This window comes from Bacillus sp. NPDC077411 (assembly GCF_044543425.1).
Lineage (GTDB): Bacteria > Bacillota > Bacilli > Bacillales > Bacillaceae_G > Bacillus_A > Bacillus_A bruguierae.
This window is the reverse complement of the sequence record NZ_JBITWA010000007.1, coordinates 102,610-120,789: the sequence shown is the minus strand read 5'-3', so window position 1 is coordinate 120,789 and position 18,180 is coordinate 102,610. Positions and strand designations below refer to the sequence as shown.

Below are 18,180 nucleotides of genomic sequence, written 5' to 3'. Positions count from 1 at the left end.
TTTTGTTTTAAAGGCAGAAAAAGGCCATGATCGCTTCTATACATAGCTAGTTGCTCTCATCCACTTAAAAAGAAAGGTGTTTTTATGTTTTTTCTTTATGTAAATTTCGGCAAAGAAAATAAAATATACCCAGCACTCGCTTTCTCCCTTTGTTTTAAACGTTGCCCGTGGTAGGGATAGGCTATACATAGTCAGAAGCTCTCGCCCACCTAAAAAAAGAGTTTTTTTATTTTTTTCAGTTTGTATTTACATAGTTAAGAAGAACTTGTTATTTCAATAGAATCGGAGTAGACTACGGAAGTAGATGAATAAGAAAACACATGGGGGTTTGCGGATGCAAACTGAGAGTACGGCTAATCCGTCGTTGACCATTTGAACCTGTTGGGTAATGCCAGTGTAGGGAGAGTGTGAACGCACATTATGAAGACACTTTGCATGCGCAAAAGTGTCTTTTTTGCTATATCTCCCGTTATAAAAAAGGAGAGATACATATGAAAATGAAAGAAATTGCACAAGTAATTGAAACAGTACGTGAAAGAAATCCGCTCGTCCATAATATTACAAATGTGGTGGTGACAAACTTTACTGCCAATGGATTACTAGCATTAGGGGCATCACCTGTGATGGCATATGCGAAAGAAGAAGTAGCTGAAATGGCAAGTATTGCGGGAGCGCTCGTTTTAAATATGGGAACACTTCGCCAAGAAGAAGTAGAGGCGATGCTTATTGCTGGAAAGTCAGCAAATATGCACAACGTACCAATTGTCTTTGATCCTGTCGGTGCCGGGGCAACTTCGTACCGAACAGAAGTGGCAAGGCATATTCCAAGTGAAGTAAAGCTAGCAATCATCCGCGGGAATGTAGCGGAGATTGCAAATGTTATTGATGAGAGATGGGAGATTAAAGGGGTTGATGCAGGGGGAGGAAATGGTGATGTTGTGTCAGTTGCGAAACAGGCAGCAAAGCAGCTACGTAACATTATCGTTATTACTGGAAAAGAAGACGTTATAACTGACGGGGAAAGAACGTTTATTCTTCGTAACGGAGATCCCATTTTAACGAAAGTAACAGGAACGGGTTGCTTATTAACATCCGTTATCGGAGCGTTTACAGCAGTTGAAAAAGATTACGTAAAAGCAGCTGTTGCGGCTGTAGCATTTTACGGTGTAGCGGCAGAAATTGCGGCAAGTAAAACAGCTAAGCAAGGACCGGGAAGTTTCCGAATTGAATTTCTAAATCAGTTAGCAAACGTTACTGCAGAAGACGTTGAACGATATGGAAATGTTGAAGAGGTTTGCTAAGGAAGGATGAGAGAAATGGCACGGATTGATAAACAGCAGATGTCGGAGTTATTACAAGTGTATTTTATTATGGGAAGTAATAATTGCAGCAAAGATCCATTACAAGTTATGAAAGAAGCTCTTGATGGCGGAGTTACCCTTTTTCAGTATCGTGAAAAAGGTGACGGAGCATTAACGGAAGAAAACCTGTATACATTTGCAGGGCAGCTGCAATCATTATGTAAAAAGTATCATGTTCCATTCATCGTAAATGATGATGTGGAATTAGCAATAGCGTTAGATGCAGATGGTGTTCATATTGGGCAAGATGATGAAAACATTCAGATCGTACGTGAAAAAATGGGCGATAAAATCATTGGTGTATCCGCTCATACAATAGAAGAAGCTCGTTTTGCGATTGAAAATGGTGCCGATTATTTAGGAGTAGGACCGATTTTTCAAACAAACACGAAAAAAGATGCAAAAGCAGTACAAGGAACGGCAGGATTACGTTTTTTCCGTGAAAGTGGCATTGAAATTCCGATTGTCGGTATTGGTGGGATTACAACCTACAATGCTGCTTCTGTCGTGGAAGCAGGGGCAGATGGTGTTTCGGTGATTTCAGCGATTAGTTTAGCGGAGTCTCCTTATAATAGTGCGAAGAAATTGGCTGAGCAAGTGAAAAAAATTTAAACAAACGTTTGATTAAAAAGAGCTAGTCCTTGTAAAGACTAGCTCTTTCTTCATTAAAACATCAGTGAAACGAGAAGCATCCCTATTCCAATTGATGTAATTGTTGCGACAAGACCTGGAATCATAAAGCTATGATTTAACACATATTTACCGATACGAGTTGTACCTGTACGGTCAAAGTTAATTGCCGCGACGATTGTTCCGTAGTTTGGAATAAAGAAATATCCGTTTACAGCTGGGAACATTGCGATCAATAGTACCGGTGAAATGCCAAGTGTTAATCCAAGTGGTATTAATGCACGTACTGTTGCAGCTTGGCTATATAACAAGATTGATAGCACGAATAGTGCAATTGCAAATAACCATGGTGCACTTGTTACGAGGTCTTGAATAGAACCTTGAATCATTTGTAAGTTACCATTAAAGAACGTATCCCCCATCCATGCGATACCGAAAATCGCAACAACTGCTGTTGCTCCTGCTTTAAAGACGTTACCAGACACGATGCTTTCTACATTTGGTTTACAAAAAATAATAATAAGTGCTGCAATTGTTAGCATAACCATTTCAATGGTGTTTGGCATAGAAAGACGTACAAGTTTTCCGTCTATCATCCAACTAGGACGTAACGCTTCAAAAGACCCAAGAAGAACAACTAGAACCGTTGCAAGTAAAAAGAGGATAACAGACAGTTTTGCACCTTTCGGGACAGTAAACTCTTTCTTTTCTTCTAGTTTTGGAATCATGCCTTCTTGTAATCGTTTTAAGTATTCTTCATCTTCGTTTAGCTCTTTCCCCATTTTGCTTACGACGAAAGCAGCTAACATACAAGCGATAAAGGTAGATGGAATACTAATTTTTAAAATATCTAATAATGTAATCTTATAGTCAGCAAGCATAGCGAGAAGTGCAACGGTTGCTGCTGAAATTGGACTTGCCGTAATCGCTTGCTGCGATGCAATAACAGCAATTGACATGGGACGCTCTGGTCGAATTCCTGATTCACGCGATACTTCAGCAATGACAGGAAGAACTGAATAGGCAACGTGTCCTGTTCCTGCACAAAGCGTAAATAAATAAGTGACGATTGGGGCGAAGAACGTAATACGTTTCGGGTTTTTGCGGAGCGCTTTTTCTGCAATATGAACAAGATAGTCCATCCCCCCAGCAGCCTGCAAGGCTCCAGCGGCTGTAATAACTGCTAAAATCATAAGCATAACATCGATTGGGGGAGAGGTTGGTTGTAAGTGGAAGAAGAAGACAAAGATTGTCATCCCAACGCCTCCCATTACGCCAAGGCCAACACCTCCAAGGCGTGCGCCGATGAAAATACAGAGTAATAAGATGATAAACTGTAGCCAGAACATAGTATAGCACCTCCGAGATAATAATTAATTGTTATTATCAAATAATTTAACTTGTTTAATGATTCGAAAGTAGAGTGATATATATACAAGTTAAGAACCCGACATAAAAAAACTTTCTTTTTAGGAGGGAACGAGAGCATCTAACCGCGCATAGAAACCAAGTAGCAATCATATTGTATTCTGCATAGCAGCGACTTCTATGTCGAAAAATTAAAATGGATATATATAATAAATCTCTAAAAATCGCTTTTTTTTTCATTATATAACACATCAAAAACATGATTTACTCTAGTTGTTAAAATTATGTTACAAAAGGGTTATTTCGGAATATTATATTTATATGTACGGATAAATGGTTAATTTGATTTGGAGGTTGTAATCTGTGGACAGAGAATTGTGTAATTTTCATAAAACTCTCATATCGTTCATCGAGAAAGACAAACTTATGGAAACATAAGGACACAAAGCTGTAGGGGCTAAGGACGAATGAGACTAGGCTAGCCAGTTACCGGACTGATAGGATTGGTTAGGCCAATGTTTTTTATGACATTGATCTCTTTTTTATGTGTAAAGATAATAATAGTAAGAATACTACTACTAGCAACAAATGGGATAGTAGTGTGATGCCGATCAATTGCAAGAGCTAGTGTAATCATCATAACTGGAAGTCCAGCTGAGAAGTAATAACTGAATAGATACTTCTTTTCATGCAAAATTAAGAGATATTAACATATCCATCTACATACAAATTCCACCTCTCTACATCAATTGTTGAGTACAAAATGCATGAAGAGTAACTTGAGGATAGTATTTTTGAGAAGAAAAAATAAATTTGTTTGTTCATAAAAATAATCCGTGCTACAATGAAGACGAATTGAAACAGGGGAGCCGGTATGGCTGAGAGGATGTAACAAGACATCGACCCTTAACCTGATCTGGATAATGCCAGCGTAGGGAGTTGTATCAAGAATCGTAGCAATTGTTATTCTATGATAACTTGTATATAAGGCTTTCCTGCTTTTGGCAGGAAAGCCTTTTCTTTTTATACGAAATTTAAGGAGGAATTTATTGTGTCACAGCAAGTTACAGTTTCATTTTCAGTTGTACCACAAGCGAAGCATAAAGATGTATATGCAGTTGTAGATAAAGCGATTGAAGTTGTTCAGAAATCTGGAGTACGCTATGAGGTTGGGGCAATGGAAACGACGATGGAAGGAGAATTAGACGAGCTTCTTGCCATTATTAAACGTGCGCAGCAAGCTTGCATAGATGATGGAGCAGAAGAAGTAATTACTTCTATTAAAATCCACTATCGTCCAAGTACAGGCGTAACGATTGATGAAAAAGTGTGGAAGTATCGTGAAGAATATGAAAAAACAGAAGCGATCTAACATAGCGATTACAACAATATGGCTGTTCCTTCTCATCGCAATATGGGAAGGAGCTGTTTCCATATTCCATATTGAACCGTGGATTTTGCCAAAGCCTTCTGCAATTGTACATGAACTTATCGAAATGAAAGATTTGTTACTTCCAAATACGATGCAGACTTTGCAAGAAGTGTTCATAGGATTATTTTTTGCAATTATACTTGGAACGAGCATTGCAATTATTATGGATGTGATTCCGTTATTCCGTGTGTTAATGAATCCGTTACTAGTGATTTCACAAACAGTTCCGATTGTTGTACTAGCACCTTTATTTATCATTTGGTTTGGCTACGGAATGCTGCCAAAAGTAATGGTTGTGATTCTCATATGCTTCTTTCCGATTACACTTAGTATTTTAGAAGGCTTTCAAACGGTAGACAAAGCGATGTTAAAGCTGCTGCAAACAATGCGGGCAAGCAAGTGGCAAGTCTATCAAAAAGTGAAGTTTCCAGCAGTACTGCCATATTTTTTTTCAGGATTAAAAATTGCCGTTACATATAGCGTAATGGGGGCTATTATTGGAGAATGGCTTGGGGCAAGTGAAGGTTTAGGCGTTATGCTGACAAGAGCGACGAAATCTTTTTTAACAGCTCGTGTGTTTGGAATCGCTGCTGTTATTGCCTGTGTGACACTACTCTTGTATTTTATTGTTGAATTTATGGCAAGACTAACAGCACCGTGGGTTTACAGAAAGGATGGAGAGAAATGAAAAAAGGGTTAAAAGCGTTATTAGCAGCTTCTTTATTATTTACATTTGCAGGCTGCTCAGCAGGGAAGAAAGAAGAGAGTAAAGAGAAGAAAGTAACCGTAGTATTGGATTGGTTTCCAAATACAAACCATACTGGCTTATATGTAGCAAAGACGAAAGATTACTATAAAAAACAAGGGTTAGATGTAGAGATTATTCAGCCAGGTGAAAATACGTCTGCTGAACAAATGGTTGCATCAGGAAAAGCTGATTTTGGTGTAAGTTATCAAGAGAACGTAACAACAGCAAGGGTTGAAGATATTCCAGTTGTATCAATTGGTGCGGTTATTCAACATAATACATCTGCATTTGCATCTTTAAAAAAGGATAACATCACATCTCCAAAAGCATTTGAAGGAAAACGATATGGCGGTTGGGGAGCACCGGCTGAAGAAGCTACTTTAAAAACAATTATGGATAAGCATCAAGCAGACTATAATAAAGTGCAAAAGGTTGTACTTGGACAAACAGATTTCTTTAAATCTATTGGCCGTGATGCTGATTTTGAGTGGATTTATTATGGCTGGGATGGTATTGAAGCGAAGAGAAAAGGCATTGAGCTAAACACGATTATGCTAAAAGATTTAGATCCAGCGTTAGATTATTATAGCCCTGTTATTATTACTAGTGAAAAACATGCAAAACAAGATAAAGATTTTGTGAAGAAGTTTATGAAAGCAACAACAGATGGCTATAACTTTGCAATTAAGGAGCCGCAAGCATCAGCGGATATTTTAATTAAAAATGTACCGGACATTAATAAAGAGTTAGTACAAGAAAGTCAAAAATGGTTAAGCACGAAATACCAAGATGATGCGAAAGCGTGGGGAGTACAGAAGGAAGAGGTATGGACGAATTATATGAATTTCTTATATGACAATAAGGTCATTAAAAAGAAAATTGATGTGAAAGCGGCCTTTACGAACGAATTCCTTCCGAGCGAAAAATGAACGGACTACAAGTAAAAGACGTTACAAAAACATTTGATGGGAAAACAGTACTAGAGCATATGAACGTCTTGGTTCAAGAGGGTGAATTTGTCTCTTTCGTTGGACCAAGTGGTTGCGGAAAAAGTACGTTATTAAACATTGTTGCTGGGATTGAACAAGCAAATGATGGAGATGTGCTTTACGAAAACGAATCTGTTATGAATCGTAATATTGTTAGCTACATGCCGCAGCAAGATCTTCTGCTTCCATGGCGGTCTGCTCTTCATAATATTGTATTACCTTTAGAAATTGAAGGGCAATCCAAAAGAAAACGATTAGAAATTGGGATGGAAGCGCTAAGGCAATTTGGACTTGATGAATATGCAGACCATTACCCAGATGCTTTATCAGGTGGAATGCGGCAGCGTGTTAGCTTTTTACGTACGTATTTATGTGATAAACCGATTATGCTGCTTGATGAACCCTTTGGAAAATTAGATGCATTTACAAAAATGGAAGTGCATAGCTGGTTACTAGAATCATGGCAAAAAGGGAAACAAACAATCATTATGGTTACGCATGACTTAGACGAAGCGATTTTGTTATCAGATCGTGTCTTCATTATGTCACAGCAACCATCAACAATTGTTGGAGAAGTGAAAGTGAACTTACCGCGCCCTAGAACGATGGACATGTTAACGTCAGAAGAATTAAAAGAAGATAAAACAGAGATATTAAAAATATTGGCTCCTTATATGAGGAAATAAAGTATGGCCTCTTAACAGTTATTATTACAATTACTGTTAAGGGGTTTTTATTATATAAATTTATTTTGATATTTTGACATATAAGTCGCTGCTGTGCAAAACATGATCCGCATGTACTTTCTCCTTTTGTTTTAAACCTCGCATGTGGCAGAAAAAGGCCCTGACCGCTTCTATGCATGGCCAGATGCTCTCGTTTCCCTAAAAAGAAAGGGATTTTTACGGATTCTAAGCAGGAGTTTTAACAAATTTGCAGAATTTAGCATATGATAGAATAAATTTATGATTTTTGTTTATTCTATATGCAAATAATAATTTATAAAGAGGTGAAAGGATAAGATGACTTTATCAACTGTTCTTCAAATGGTTTTGGCTTGATAAGGGAGAAGTCTGCCCAATTTTTGAGTAAAAGCCAACCGAAAGACAGTAGATAAAGAACCTTATTCCTTTTTTACGATAATAATTTGTAATGGATAAGGTGTGTTTGCCTTATCCATTTTTACGTTTAGCGAATTGAATATTGTTTTTTTGTACTGTTCTCTCGTTTGGCTTTAGATGTAAAGCGAAAAGGAGAGAGTAAAATGAGTATGTTATCAGTTGAAAATCTTACCCATATGTATGGGGATAAAATAATCTTTCAAAATATTGGTTTTCGATTACTCCGAGGTGAGCATGTTGGTCTTGTAGGGAGCAATGGAGCGGGTAAATCGACATTACTGCGTATATTAGCAGGAGAGTTACTTCCTGATGAGGGAATGATTGAATGGTTTCCTCATATGAATATCGGTTTTTTACAGCAACATATAGATTTGCAGGCTGGAACAACTATTATGGAGTATTTACAAAGTGCCTTTGCCCACTTGTATGATATCGAAAATAATATGCTGCAAATAGCAGAAAAAATGGCAGTAGGTGATAACCTTGAAAAATTGTTAGTGCAATATGGAGAGTTACAAAGTGTACTAGAGCATTCTGATTTTTATCATATTGAGGAAAAAATAGAAATGGTCGCTGCGGGGTTAGGAATTTTAGAACTTGGTATGGATCGTAATGTAGAACAACTAAGCGGCGGCCAACGAACAAAACTGTTATTAGGAAAATTATTGTTAGAAGAGCCGCATGTTTTATTACTAGATGAACCAACAAACTATCTCGATAACGTGCATATTGAATGGCTGATGGGGTATTTGAAAAATTACGAACATGCTTATATTGTCGTTTCGCATGATGAAAGATTTTTAAATGAAATTACGAATGTCATTTATCATTTAGAGCATAAAGGACTGAAACGTTATATAGGTAATTATCAAACATTCATAACAAACTATGAGCAACATAAACAGCAATTACAAGTAGCGTATGATAGGCAGCAAAAAGAAATGGAAAGATTAAAGGATTTTATTCAAAAGAATAAAATTCGTAAAGCAAAACAAGCAAAAAGTCGTGAAAAAGTATTAGCAAAAATAAATCGAATCGGAAAGCCAACTGCTGTGCTGCAACCACGTTTTATGTTTCAGGTGTACTTGGAGCCTGTTAGCCGAATTTTAGAGACGAAAGATATGCAGATTGGCTATAAAGAGCCTTTATTTAGTCCTATTGATTTACAAATAAAGCGAGGTGAAAAAATTGCTATCGTCGGCTATAACGGGATTGGAAAAACAACAATGTTAAAAACATTGCTCGGGTATTTGCAGCCTTTAAGTGGCATAGTGCAAATAGGAGAGAGTGTAAACCCAGCTTATTTTGCACAAGAAGAATTTGCCACGGAGCAAACACCGCTTGAGGAAGTATGGTCATTGCGGCCGGATATGACGCAAAAACAGATTCGGCAGGCATTGGCAAGATGCGGTTTAACAGAAGAGCATATTTTACAGCCGCTTTGCTCTTTAAGCGGCGGGGAACAAACGAAAGTACGCTTATGTGAATTAATGTTGAAAGAAAGTAATGTACTTGTTTTAGACGAACCGACGAATCATTTAGATATTCGGGCAAAGGAAGCACTTAAGGAAGCTCTTATGGAATATGAAGGTACGGTTCTGCTTGTTTCTCATGAACCAGATTTTTATAAAGAATGGGTGACGCAAGTTTGGACGGTGCAAGACTGGTGTAAACGCGCTTAATAGTGAGGAAAGTATTTCTTGTTAATGGAATAAACTATAAAAGAGAGGAGGTGGTGGAGTCATGGATATCTTTTCGATTCTTGCTGAGGAACGTATTCGGCAAGCGATGAAAGATGGTGAATTTGCAGACCTGCCAGGGAAAGGGAAACCTCTTCAGTTAGAAGATTTATCGATGATCCCAGAAGAACTTCGCATGAGTTACAAGATTTTAAAAAATGCTGGTGTGATCCCTGAAGAAATGCAGTTACAAAAAGAGATGTTAAAAATTGAAGATTTATTGGCTTGTTGTCATGATGAGGCAGAGAGAAAACAATTACACGAAGAATTAACAGCGAAATCACTTCGTTTTCAGCAACTGATTGAAAGACGCAAATTAAAAGAAACGGCTTCATTTAATATATACCGCGATAAGATATTTCGAAAATTTTTGTAAGGGAGTTCGTATAATTTTGAAGTAAACAAGAGCTAACAATTGCTATCTGTACTATTAGTTTGAAATTAATCATAATATAGGTAAAAATGTAATTTTATTGGAGGATATGGAGGGAGTTTTGGCGAAATATTTAATTGTGATTGCTTTCCTTGAAAAATATAAATCGTACTCTAGTTGAAGGGTGAAAGGGGGATTTTAGAATGGAAATGGTAGTAGGCGTTATGTTTTTTATTTTACTGTTTGCCATTATTGTAAAGGCAAGTGCATCCAGTGGAAGAAAAAGAGGACGAAAACGATATAATTCCGATTCAACGGATAGTACAGGATATAGTGCACCAATATTTTTTGCAGGATCTAGTGATAGCTCGGGAGATTGCGGAAGTTCTTTTGGCGGAGATGGTGGCAGCTGTGGCGGTGGAGATGGCGGCGGCGGTGGAGATTAATGTAGAAACGCGCCTGAAAAGGCGCATTTTTTATTGTTTTGAAATGTAAACAAACGTTTGATTAGTTGGGGGAAAGCCTTGTGAAATGTATTAAACAAACGTTTGATTAATAAAGAGAAAAAGAGATAAAGAGGGAATATAGAATGGAAAAAAAGCCGAAAGTAAAAAACAAAGGGAAAATGATTGCATTTGCTGTAGTAGCAGGGGGAGTTGTTCTATTTAAGGTGGCGTTAAAAGTAGGGAAATTGTATACGATTCATAATTGGATCGATAAGATATTTTCTTAAATAAGAAAATTGCCTCTTGTAAGGAAGGGGCAGTTTTCGTTAAAATTAGACTGAACGGTCGGTTTGGTGAGGTGTAATGATGAGAAAGAGTGCTGAAGAAATTAAAAGAGAAATTGCTTATAAAGCTGAACAATTATTTTCAAAAACAGGGTATGCAGCAACATCTATGGAAGATATTTGTGAAGTTACTGAGCGGAGTAAGGGCAGTATTTACTACCACTTTAAAAGTAAAGAAGAATTGTTTTTATTTGTAGTGAAACAGCATACGTACGATTGGCTGGAAAAGTGGGCAGAAAAAGAAAAACAATACCATACAAGCACGGAAAAGTTATATGGCCTTGCTGAATATTATGTGGAAGATGTCCAAAACCCAATTTCTAGCACAATTGAAGAATTTCTAACGAGTCAAGTTGTAAGGAAAGATATAATGGATGAAATGATAGCCTTAACTCGTGAATCGTATAGTATTTTTAAGAAGCTAGTCGAAGAAGGGATGGCATCAGGTGAATTTCGCCAAGACGATGTAAATGATCTCATGTACGTTGTGAACGGTCTATTAGCTGGGCTTGGACCATTATATTATGAAATGAATGCAGAGGAAATGAAGCGGATTTATAAAAAAGCAATTGATGTTTTATTACAGGGAATGGCAGCTGGATCGTAATGTCAGCAGCTTTTCTTTTAAAACAAATTAGACTGAACGGTCGGTTTAGTGAAGGGGAGATATGATGAATGCTTTGTTAAAAAATCGAGTGTTTCTGCTTGTAATCGCTTCTGATATTTTACAGCAATTTGCGATTTGGATCCGAAATATGGCGCTTTTGTTTTTTGTTATGGAACATACAAATAATGATCCTGTTGCTGTCTCTTTATTGTCTGTCATGGAATATGCACCTATATTCATTTTTTCATTTGTTGGAGGTGCCTTGGCTGATCGGTGGAATCCAAAGCGCACAATGATTACAGGAGATATATTAAGTACGCTATCTATCGTCATGATTGTTTTCTTATTAAAGCTTGGATATTGGCAAGCGTTATTTGCTGCAACATTTGTGTCAGCGGTCGTCAGCCAATTTTCACAGCCAGCAACTTCACGCGTTTTTAAACATCATGTTGAAGAGGAACATGTTAGTGCAGCCATTGCAATATCTCAAAGTTTACAATCATTGTTCCTTATCTTTGGTCCAGTCGTAGGAACATTCGTATATACACAGCTTGGGTTATTTGTATCATTCTATAGCTTAATCATTATTTTTGCTTTATCAGCTCTTTGTCTTTCATTTCTGCCAGGATGGATGAAAGAAGTAGAGACGCGACAATCTTCATTATGGAATGATATAAAAGAAGGTTGGTTGTATGTGTTACGTTCGAATCCTTTACGAATGTTGGTGGCTACTTTTTCGATTATTGGCTTAGCAGCAGGTTTAGTACAACCGCTTGAAATCTTTCTCGTTGTGGAGCGATTAGGAATGGAGAAAGAAGCTGTCCAATATTTAACTGCAGCTGATGGCATTGGGATGTTAATTGGGGGCGGTGTGGCAGCTATGGTTGCTGCAAAAGTAAAGCAGAAACATCTACTTGTTTTTGGAATGCTTGTTTTAGCAGTCTCATTTGTTGTAGAAGGATTTTCGACTTCGTTTTGGATTACAGTATGCATGCGGTTTATAACAGGAGTTTGTTTAGCTTGTGTAAACATCGTAGTCGGAACGTTTATGATTCAACTTGTAGATGAGAACATGATTGGCCGGGTAAATGGAACGGTATTACCGCTATTTATGAGCACACTGTTAATCGGTGTTTCGCTAGGAGGAGTATTGAAGGAGACAACTTCGCTCGTAATCGTATTTAGCATAGCGGCAGTATTAGGATTAGCAGCTATTTTACCGGTACTTCGAATGAAAATGACACAAAAACAAGAAGGGTAAAAGAGAGGATACACTAGGAAAAGTAAATCCATCATAAGAACGCTCTCCCATATAAGCTGGGAGAGCGTTTTATTATAATGTTTCTGGTTTTTGAGAAGGTTCTGTTACAGAAGTAGACGAAACCTCTGGTACACGTGTTAACAGAAATCCTCCAATGATAAATAGTACGATAACACTTAAAACACCAGCGTTTGTTTTACCAGTTAACTGCGTTGTGACACCGACGAGAACTGGGCCCATAATGGCTGCAAATTTACCAAAGATGTTATAAAAGCCGAAGAATTCGTTTGCGGATTCTTTCGGAATAAGCTTTGCAAAATAGGAACGGCTTAACGCTTGAATCCCTCCTTGTGAAGTAGCAACGAGCATCGCTAAAATCCAGAAATCTAATGTTGTTTGTAAGAAATAAGCGTACGTACAAATAATAATATACATAATAATCCCAACATATAGCATTTTCTTGCCAGTAAATGTTTCAGATAACTTGCCATATAACAAGGCAAACGGACCGGCGACGATCTGCGTGACGAATAAAATAATTATTAAATTTGTTGCGCTAATTCCAAGGTCTGTTCCGTATGCTGTTGACATTGTAATGATTGTGTCGACTCCATCAATATAAAAGAAATAGGCAAGGAGGAAGAAGAAAACTGTTCGGTATTGACGGATATTTTTAAATGTATGAATAAGACGCTTAAAGCTTGTCACAACAGGATTGGGATCACGTTCGATAAAATAGTGTTGTTCCACATTTTTTAACATAGGGATTGTAAAGAGTCCCCACCAAAGCGCTGTAATTGCGAATGAAATTTGGCTTGCCACGCCGACTGATAATGGGATGATCTCTTTTTGCGAAAGAATAATAAGAGTCATGCAGCCGATAAATGGAATCGTGCTCCCAATATAGCCAAGGGCAAAGCCGCGTGTTGAAATACGGTTCATTCGTTCCTCTGTCGTCACATCTATTAAAAAAGCATCGTAAAAAATATTTGCTCCTGCAAATCCAATTAAGGCGAGCATATAACAGCAAAGTAAGAGAATCCACTGCGAAGTTGGTACGACTGCTAACATACTTGTAAAAATAATGCCTAATAGGAAAAAGAATGTGAAGAAACGTTTCTTAAATCCTTTATAATCAGCAATTGTGCCAAGAATTGGAGCGAGTATAGACACCATAAGTGTTGCAAAGGAATTGGCATATCCCCAATATGCAGTTGATGTTGTGCCTGCAAGACCAGCTTCTTTAGCAGCTGCTTTAAAGTAGATTGGAAATATAGCAGTTGTAATAACGAGTGAATATACTGAGTTTGCCCAGTCATATAATATCCAGCTTTTTTCTGGCCTGGACATTTTTTTCATATATGTTCCCCCTCTAATCAATGTAATGTTATTGTACAAAAAGGAATTTGTAAAAAAGATAAACTAACTGAAAATTTACATAATTTTTACATAGCTTTACAATTCCAATAAATCCTCTATAACCGTACCGTCTGTTTCACCAAGATGTAATCCAAGTAATCTTGCAATTGTAGGACCTTCATCAATTAGTCGCATGTGCGGAATAATCGCGCCTTGACGAATTCCTTTACCGGCTGCCATAAAAATCGTTTCGTAATTTGGCTTTGATGGAGAATAGCCGTGGGTACCAAACGTATACTTTTTACTAGAGGTCACATCTTTTCTTGTAATCTCTCTTATAAGGTCTCCAGTATGATTTTCTAAAAAGTAATAGCCTTCTCGTGCTTCCAGCATAAAGAGGCAATTTCCATCGGCACCGAAATCTTTTGCTTCCTCATCAGTTAATAGAAATTCTATGCCGTTTTCTTTATCTTGTATGAGTTCTTGTAGTAAACGGTGTACACTTCCGATTGTTTCTGTATCATTTTTATCTTTTACGTATACATATGCTGAGCCGTCACAGCTTTGACAATAAGCTTTCCAATTTATTACTTCTCCTTTTTTATTTACAGTAAGGAGTCCTTTTTCACGCAATAAGACATTTAATTGGATCGCTTTATGTTCATCTAATGCGCTGTGATCCCCCAGTACAACGATGGTTGTTTCTTCATACATATCGCTTTCGCGCAGCGCATCAATAATTGCACCTAGACGTTTGTCATGGCGATGAATCGCTGCGACTGTTTCCTCAGAAGAAAATCCATGATAATGGCGCTGTGTATCTAAGTCAGTGAAATGAACAAACATAAGATTTGGTTTTTTCTTTTGAATTGTATGTACCGCAGAAGCAAGTACAAAATCATCTAGCTCCGGTTGTGACAACCCATTCCGAATGTGACCAAAACGCTGATTTAATTCTAGTTGATACAATGGACTCCCGCTAAATAAGGAAACGAGCACTTGATTTTGCCATGGACGATTTGGAAAAATTTCTGGCATGTTGTAGTCAATTTTTGCTTTTCCTGTTACCGGCCATAGAAGTGCAGCTGTTTTTAAATTTGCTTTTCGCGCTTCATCATAAAGGGTTGTTCCTTGAATCGAGCGACGGTACCAGTGCCAGTCCGGGGATTCTTTTCCGGGCTGTAGTAATGTATTGTTCACAACCCGATGCTTTGCAGGGTAATTTCCGGTCACAATCGTTGTATGGCACGGATATGTAACAGATGGATAAATACTTTCAACTTTTTCGGCGTATGCACCACGTTTTAGTAAAGAACTGAAGTGAGGAAGGGTTTGTAATATAGGAAAATCTAAAGCTGATAAACAATCAAAAGATAAAACAATAACATGTTTTGCTGCAGGTTTGTTCATAGAAAATACCTCCAAAAGTTCTACAATCTATTTATATATATTACTATTAATACTTGGTAATAAAAACTACTGCTAATAAGAAAGTTTTTTTAGAATTTTGAGACTTATAAACATATAATAGAATTAAGGGAGTGAAAATGATGGAATTTTTTTTAATGAGTAGCATAATCACAACGGTTCTCATTTTTTTTATTTCGTTCACATTACGCAAAAGTTTTCCTAATCGTTCGCTTGATATTTTGTTCGGACTTATTATGATTATCATTTGCTTGGTTGGTTTTTTATGTACGTTATTTTTTATTGGTGGATGGGAAGGCATGGGATATGGTTTCTTATGTTTTTTTCTATTAATTGGAACACTTATTGGGATGATACTTCATCAAATCGTGAAATTTTTCCGTGAGAAATATATGTAACAAAAGTATAAAACAAAATAAACTGAAAATAATATATAAAAATCAAAAAATTCCCTATTGCGTTATAATTGGGTGTGTATTATGATAATCAACAAATTTATATTGTTATGACGATGAAAAAGGATTAGTACATATTCCATCTTTTTGCAGAGAGAGAATCCAGTGGCTGAGAGATTCTTAAAAGACAATATGGAACCTACCTTTGAGTTCTGCGTATGCAGCGGGAATTCCCGTTATCAAACAAGAGAGCATATACATATTGTATATGAATCAGGGTGGTAACGCCGGCAAAAAGCTCGGTCCCTATTTTAGGGATGCGGGCTTTTTTTATTTTTAGAAGGAGGAAAAGAAGATGAAAAAAGAACAAGTACAAGCCATTACAAAAATGGAAGAAGATTTCGCACAGTGGTATACGGATATCGTAAAAAAAGCTGAACTTGTTGATTATTCAAGTGTAAAAGGATGTATGATTTTACGTCCATATGGGTACGCTCTTTGGGAAAATATTCAAAAAGTAATGGATGAAAAGTTAAAAGAAACAGGTCATGAAAATGTATATATGCCAATGTTTATTCCAGAAAGTTTACTTCAAAAAGAGAAGGATCATGTAGAAGGTTTTGCGCCGGAAGTAGCGTGGGTAACGCACGGCGGGGATGAGGAATTAGCTGAGCGTCTTTGTATTCGTCCGACATCAGAAACGTTATTCTGTGAGCATTTCTCGAAAATTGTTCAGTCGTACAATGATTTACCAAAGCTATATAATCAATGGTGCTCTGTTGTTCGTTGGGAAAAAACAACACGTCCATTCTTACGCACAACCGAATTTTTATGGCAAGAAGGTCATACAATTCATGAAACAGCGGAAGAGTCACAGCAAGAAACGATTAACATTTTAAATATATATGCGTCGTTTTGTGAGGAGTATTTAGCGATTCCGGTTATAAAAGGGCAAAAGACGGAAAAAGAAAAATTTGCAGGGGCGAAAGCGACCTACACAATTGAAAGTTTAATGCATGATGGCAAAGCGTTACAAACGGGTACGTCGCATAATTTTGGCACGAACTTCACAGAAGCATTTGATATTAAGTTTCTAGATCGAAATGGGAAGTGGCAATATGCCCATCAAACATCTTGGGGTGTATCAACGAGAATGATCGGCGGCCTTATTATGGTGCATAGTGATAATAATGGACTTGTATTACCACCAAAGATTGCACCAACGCAAGTAATGATTGTACCAATTGCACAGCACAAAGAAGGCGTGTTAGAAAAAGCAACTGAGCTGCAAACTCGTATTCAAAAAGTTGCGCGGGTGAAAATGGATGCAAGCAACAAAACACCAGGCTGGAAGTTTAACGAATATGAGATGAAAGGTATACCAATTCGTTTAGAAGTAGGGCCGAAAGATATTGAAAAAAATCAAGTTGTCCTTGTGCGCCGTGATACGAAAGAAAAAGAATTTGTAGCTATAAATGAATTAGAAGAACGTATTACAAAGTTACTTGAGGATATTCAGCAGTCTCTATTTGAAAAAGCAAAAGCGCTCCGTGAAGAAAAAACGTATACGGCTATTACTTTTGAAGAGATGAAGCAAGTAGCAGCAGAAAAGCAAGGATTTATTAAAGCAATGTGGTGTGGAAGCCTTGCTTGTGAAGAAAAGTTAAAAGAGGAAATAGGCGTTACATCACGTTGTATGCCATTTGAAAAAGAGGAATTAGCTAAGCAATGTGTGTGCTGTGAGAAAGATGCAAAGCATATGGTGTATTGGGGTAAGGCATATTAAAGAATGGATATAGTTACTTGTGTGGCAGTAAATGAGTATAAGGGAAAAAGGTTAGTGAAATGCTAACCTTTTTCAGCATTGTAAAGTGCATTTTCTTTGATTTTATTAAATATTAATAATCTTCAAATAATTATAATAGTGGTATTTATGCTATAATATTAGATGAGAAAATAAGGAAAGGAAGTGAATAGAGAATATAAAAATCCTTATATTCTAATAAATAATGGAAAGAACAACGAAGCAAATAATAGCAGGTACATTTATAGCGACAGGAGCATCTCTTATTTCTACAAATGCTTTTGCACAAGAAGAAAGCACAGCTACAGTAAACGCGACAAATTTAAATATACGTCAACAACCAACAACACAAAGTCCAATTGTCGGACAAGTAAAGCAAGGAACAACTGTAAAGGTATTAGAAGCACAAAAAGATTGGGCAAAAATTTCTTACAATGGTAAAGAAGGATATGTTTCACTGCAGTTTTTAAAGATAGCAGGAACGAAGCCTACAATAGAATCGAAGCAACAACCGAGTATTAATAGTGAACAACGTGAAACGGGTGTTGTAACAGCAGCACGTTTAAATGTTCGTAATAGTCCTGAAATAGGTAGTACTCTTCTGGGAAGTGTTCAAAAAGGAGAGAGTGTTACCATTATAGGAAAAGCAAATGGTTGGGCAAAAATTGAATACAAAGGAAAAGAAGGATATGTTTCACTGCAGTTTTTAAAGATAGCAGGAACGAAGCCTACAATAGAATCGAAGCAACAACCGAGTATTAATAGTGAACAACGT

The 18,180-nt window shown here is 37.1% G+C and carries 18 protein-coding genes, 2 riboswitches and 1 other annotated feature; of the genes, 15 read left to right on the top strand and 3 right to left on the bottom strand.

The annotated features are described in order from the left end of the window. Positions 1-491 precede the first annotated feature (491 nt). Positions 492-1,301, top strand: coding sequence for a hydroxyethylthiazole kinase (thiM, locus tag ACIGHG_RS11705; RefSeq protein WP_396548540.1), 810 nt, complete (start codon positions 492-494; stop codon positions 1,299-1,301). 15 nt (positions 1,302-1,316) lie between these two features. Then, complete coding sequence (thiE, locus tag ACIGHG_RS11700) at positions 1,317-1,973, top strand: thiamine phosphate synthase (RefSeq protein WP_396548538.1); 657 nt, start codon at positions 1,317-1,319, stop codon at positions 1,971-1,973. A 53-nt stretch (positions 1,974-2,026) separates the two neighbouring features. On the opposite strand, the gene ACIGHG_RS11695 is transcribed toward thiE, so the two are convergent. Beyond that, positions 2,027-3,340 (bottom strand): anaerobic C4-dicarboxylate transporter family protein, encoded by a 1,314-nt coding sequence (locus ACIGHG_RS11695; protein WP_396548536.1) that lies wholly within the window; start codon positions 3,338-3,340, stop codon positions 2,027-2,029. A 426-nt stretch (positions 3,341-3,766) separates the two neighbouring features. Continuing rightward, a riboswitch (cyclic di-GMP riboswitch) is annotated at positions 3,767-3,853 on the top strand. Between the two features lie 358 nt (positions 3,854-4,211). After that, a riboswitch (TPP riboswitch) is annotated at positions 4,212-4,314 on the top strand. 96 nt (positions 4,315-4,410) lie between these two features. Between ACIGHG_RS11695 and ACIGHG_RS11690 the strand changes: the two genes are divergently transcribed. From ACIGHG_RS11690 to ACIGHG_RS11645, 10 genes are all read left to right on the top strand, one after another. Continuing rightward, on the top strand, positions 4,411-4,731 hold the full coding sequence (locus ACIGHG_RS11690) for an MTH1187 family thiamine-binding protein (protein WP_336472889.1): 321 nt from the start codon (positions 4,411-4,413) through the stop codon (positions 4,729-4,731). Further along, complete coding sequence (locus tag ACIGHG_RS11685) at positions 4,679-5,479, top strand: ABC transporter permease (RefSeq protein ID WP_336472888.1); 801 nt, start codon at positions 4,679-4,681, stop codon at positions 5,477-5,479. The genes ACIGHG_RS11690 and ACIGHG_RS11685 overlap by 53 nt, the downstream gene beginning before the upstream one ends. Next, positions 5,476-6,468 carry an ABC transporter substrate-binding protein gene (locus ACIGHG_RS11680; protein ID WP_336472887.1) on the top strand — a complete coding sequence of 331 codons (993 nt, stop codon included), beginning with the start codon at positions 5,476-5,478 and terminating at the stop codon, positions 6,466-6,468. Before ACIGHG_RS11685 ends, ACIGHG_RS11680 begins: the two co-directional genes overlap by 4 nt. After that, the gene (locus tag ACIGHG_RS11675; RefSeq protein WP_396548533.1) at positions 6,465-7,214 is read left to right on the top strand and encodes an ABC transporter ATP-binding protein; all 750 of its coding nucleotides are present in this window, start codon (positions 6,465-6,467) and stop codon (positions 7,212-7,214) included. Before ACIGHG_RS11680 ends, ACIGHG_RS11675 begins: the two co-directional genes overlap by 4 nt. Positions 7,215-7,792: 578 nt before the next feature. Continuing rightward, positions 7,793-9,331: an ABC-F family ATP-binding cassette domain-containing protein gene (locus ACIGHG_RS11670; protein WP_336472885.1), complete on the top strand. Its 1,539-nt coding sequence runs from the start codon at positions 7,793-7,795 to the stop codon at positions 9,329-9,331. Positions 9,332-9,392: 61 nt separating this feature from the next. Then, positions 9,393-9,764 carry a DnaJ family domain-containing protein gene (locus tag ACIGHG_RS11665; protein ID WP_336472884.1) on the top strand — a complete coding sequence of 124 codons (372 nt, stop codon included), beginning with the start codon at positions 9,393-9,395 and terminating at the stop codon, positions 9,762-9,764. A 200-nt stretch (positions 9,765-9,964) separates the two neighbouring features. Further along, positions 9,965-10,207 carry a hypothetical protein gene (locus ACIGHG_RS11660; protein WP_090917788.1) on the top strand — a complete coding sequence of 81 codons (243 nt, stop codon included), beginning with the start codon at positions 9,965-9,967 and terminating at the stop codon, positions 10,205-10,207. Between the two features lie 143 nt (positions 10,208-10,350). Beyond that, positions 10,351-10,494: a histidine kinase gene (locus ACIGHG_RS11655; RefSeq protein ID WP_090917790.1), complete on the top strand. Its 144-nt coding sequence runs from the start codon at positions 10,351-10,353 to the stop codon at positions 10,492-10,494. A gap of 79 nt (positions 10,495-10,573) precedes the next feature. Next, a complete protein-coding gene (locus ACIGHG_RS11650) occupies positions 10,574-11,158 on the top strand; it encodes a TetR/AcrR family transcriptional regulator (RefSeq protein ID WP_090917792.1) in 585 nt (194 codons plus the stop codon). Between the two features lie 64 nt (positions 11,159-11,222). Then, positions 11,223-12,419 carry an MFS transporter gene (locus tag ACIGHG_RS11645; RefSeq protein ID WP_336472974.1) on the top strand — a complete coding sequence of 399 codons (1,197 nt, stop codon included), beginning with the start codon at positions 11,223-11,225 and terminating at the stop codon, positions 12,417-12,419. A 72-nt stretch (positions 12,420-12,491) separates the two neighbouring features. Here ACIGHG_RS11645 and ACIGHG_RS11640 read toward each other — a convergent pair whose 3' ends face one another. Both ACIGHG_RS11640 and ACIGHG_RS11635 read right to left on the bottom strand, forming a co-directional pair. Beyond that, entirely contained in the window at positions 12,492-13,778 is a 1,287-nt protein-coding gene (locus tag ACIGHG_RS11640) for an MFS transporter (protein WP_336472883.1), read from the bottom strand. 96 nt (positions 13,779-13,874) lie between these two features. After that, a complete protein-coding gene (locus tag ACIGHG_RS11635) occupies positions 13,875-15,188 on the bottom strand; it encodes an alkaline phosphatase family protein (RefSeq protein ID WP_336472882.1) in 1,314 nt (437 codons plus the stop codon). A gap of 140 nt (positions 15,189-15,328) precedes the next feature. On the opposite strand from ACIGHG_RS11635, the gene ACIGHG_RS11630 reads away from it, so the two are divergent. The 3 genes from ACIGHG_RS11630 to ACIGHG_RS11620 form a co-directional block, all read left to right on the top strand. Then, entirely contained in the window at positions 15,329-15,604 is a 276-nt protein-coding gene (locus ACIGHG_RS11630) for a YesK-like family protein (RefSeq protein WP_336472973.1), read from the top strand. Between the two features lie 104 nt (positions 15,605-15,708). Next, positions 15,709-15,912 (top strand) — a binding site (T-box leader). A gap of 44 nt (positions 15,913-15,956) precedes the next feature. Continuing rightward, positions 15,957-17,387, top strand: a complete 1,431-nt coding sequence (gene proS, locus ACIGHG_RS11625) for a proline--tRNA ligase (RefSeq protein WP_336472881.1) — start codon at positions 15,957-15,959, stop codon at positions 17,385-17,387. 223 nt (positions 17,388-17,610) lie between these two features. Next, on the top strand, positions 17,611-18,180 hold a 570-nt coding region (locus ACIGHG_RS11620; RefSeq protein ID WP_396548529.1), incomplete at its 3' end, for an SH3 domain-containing protein.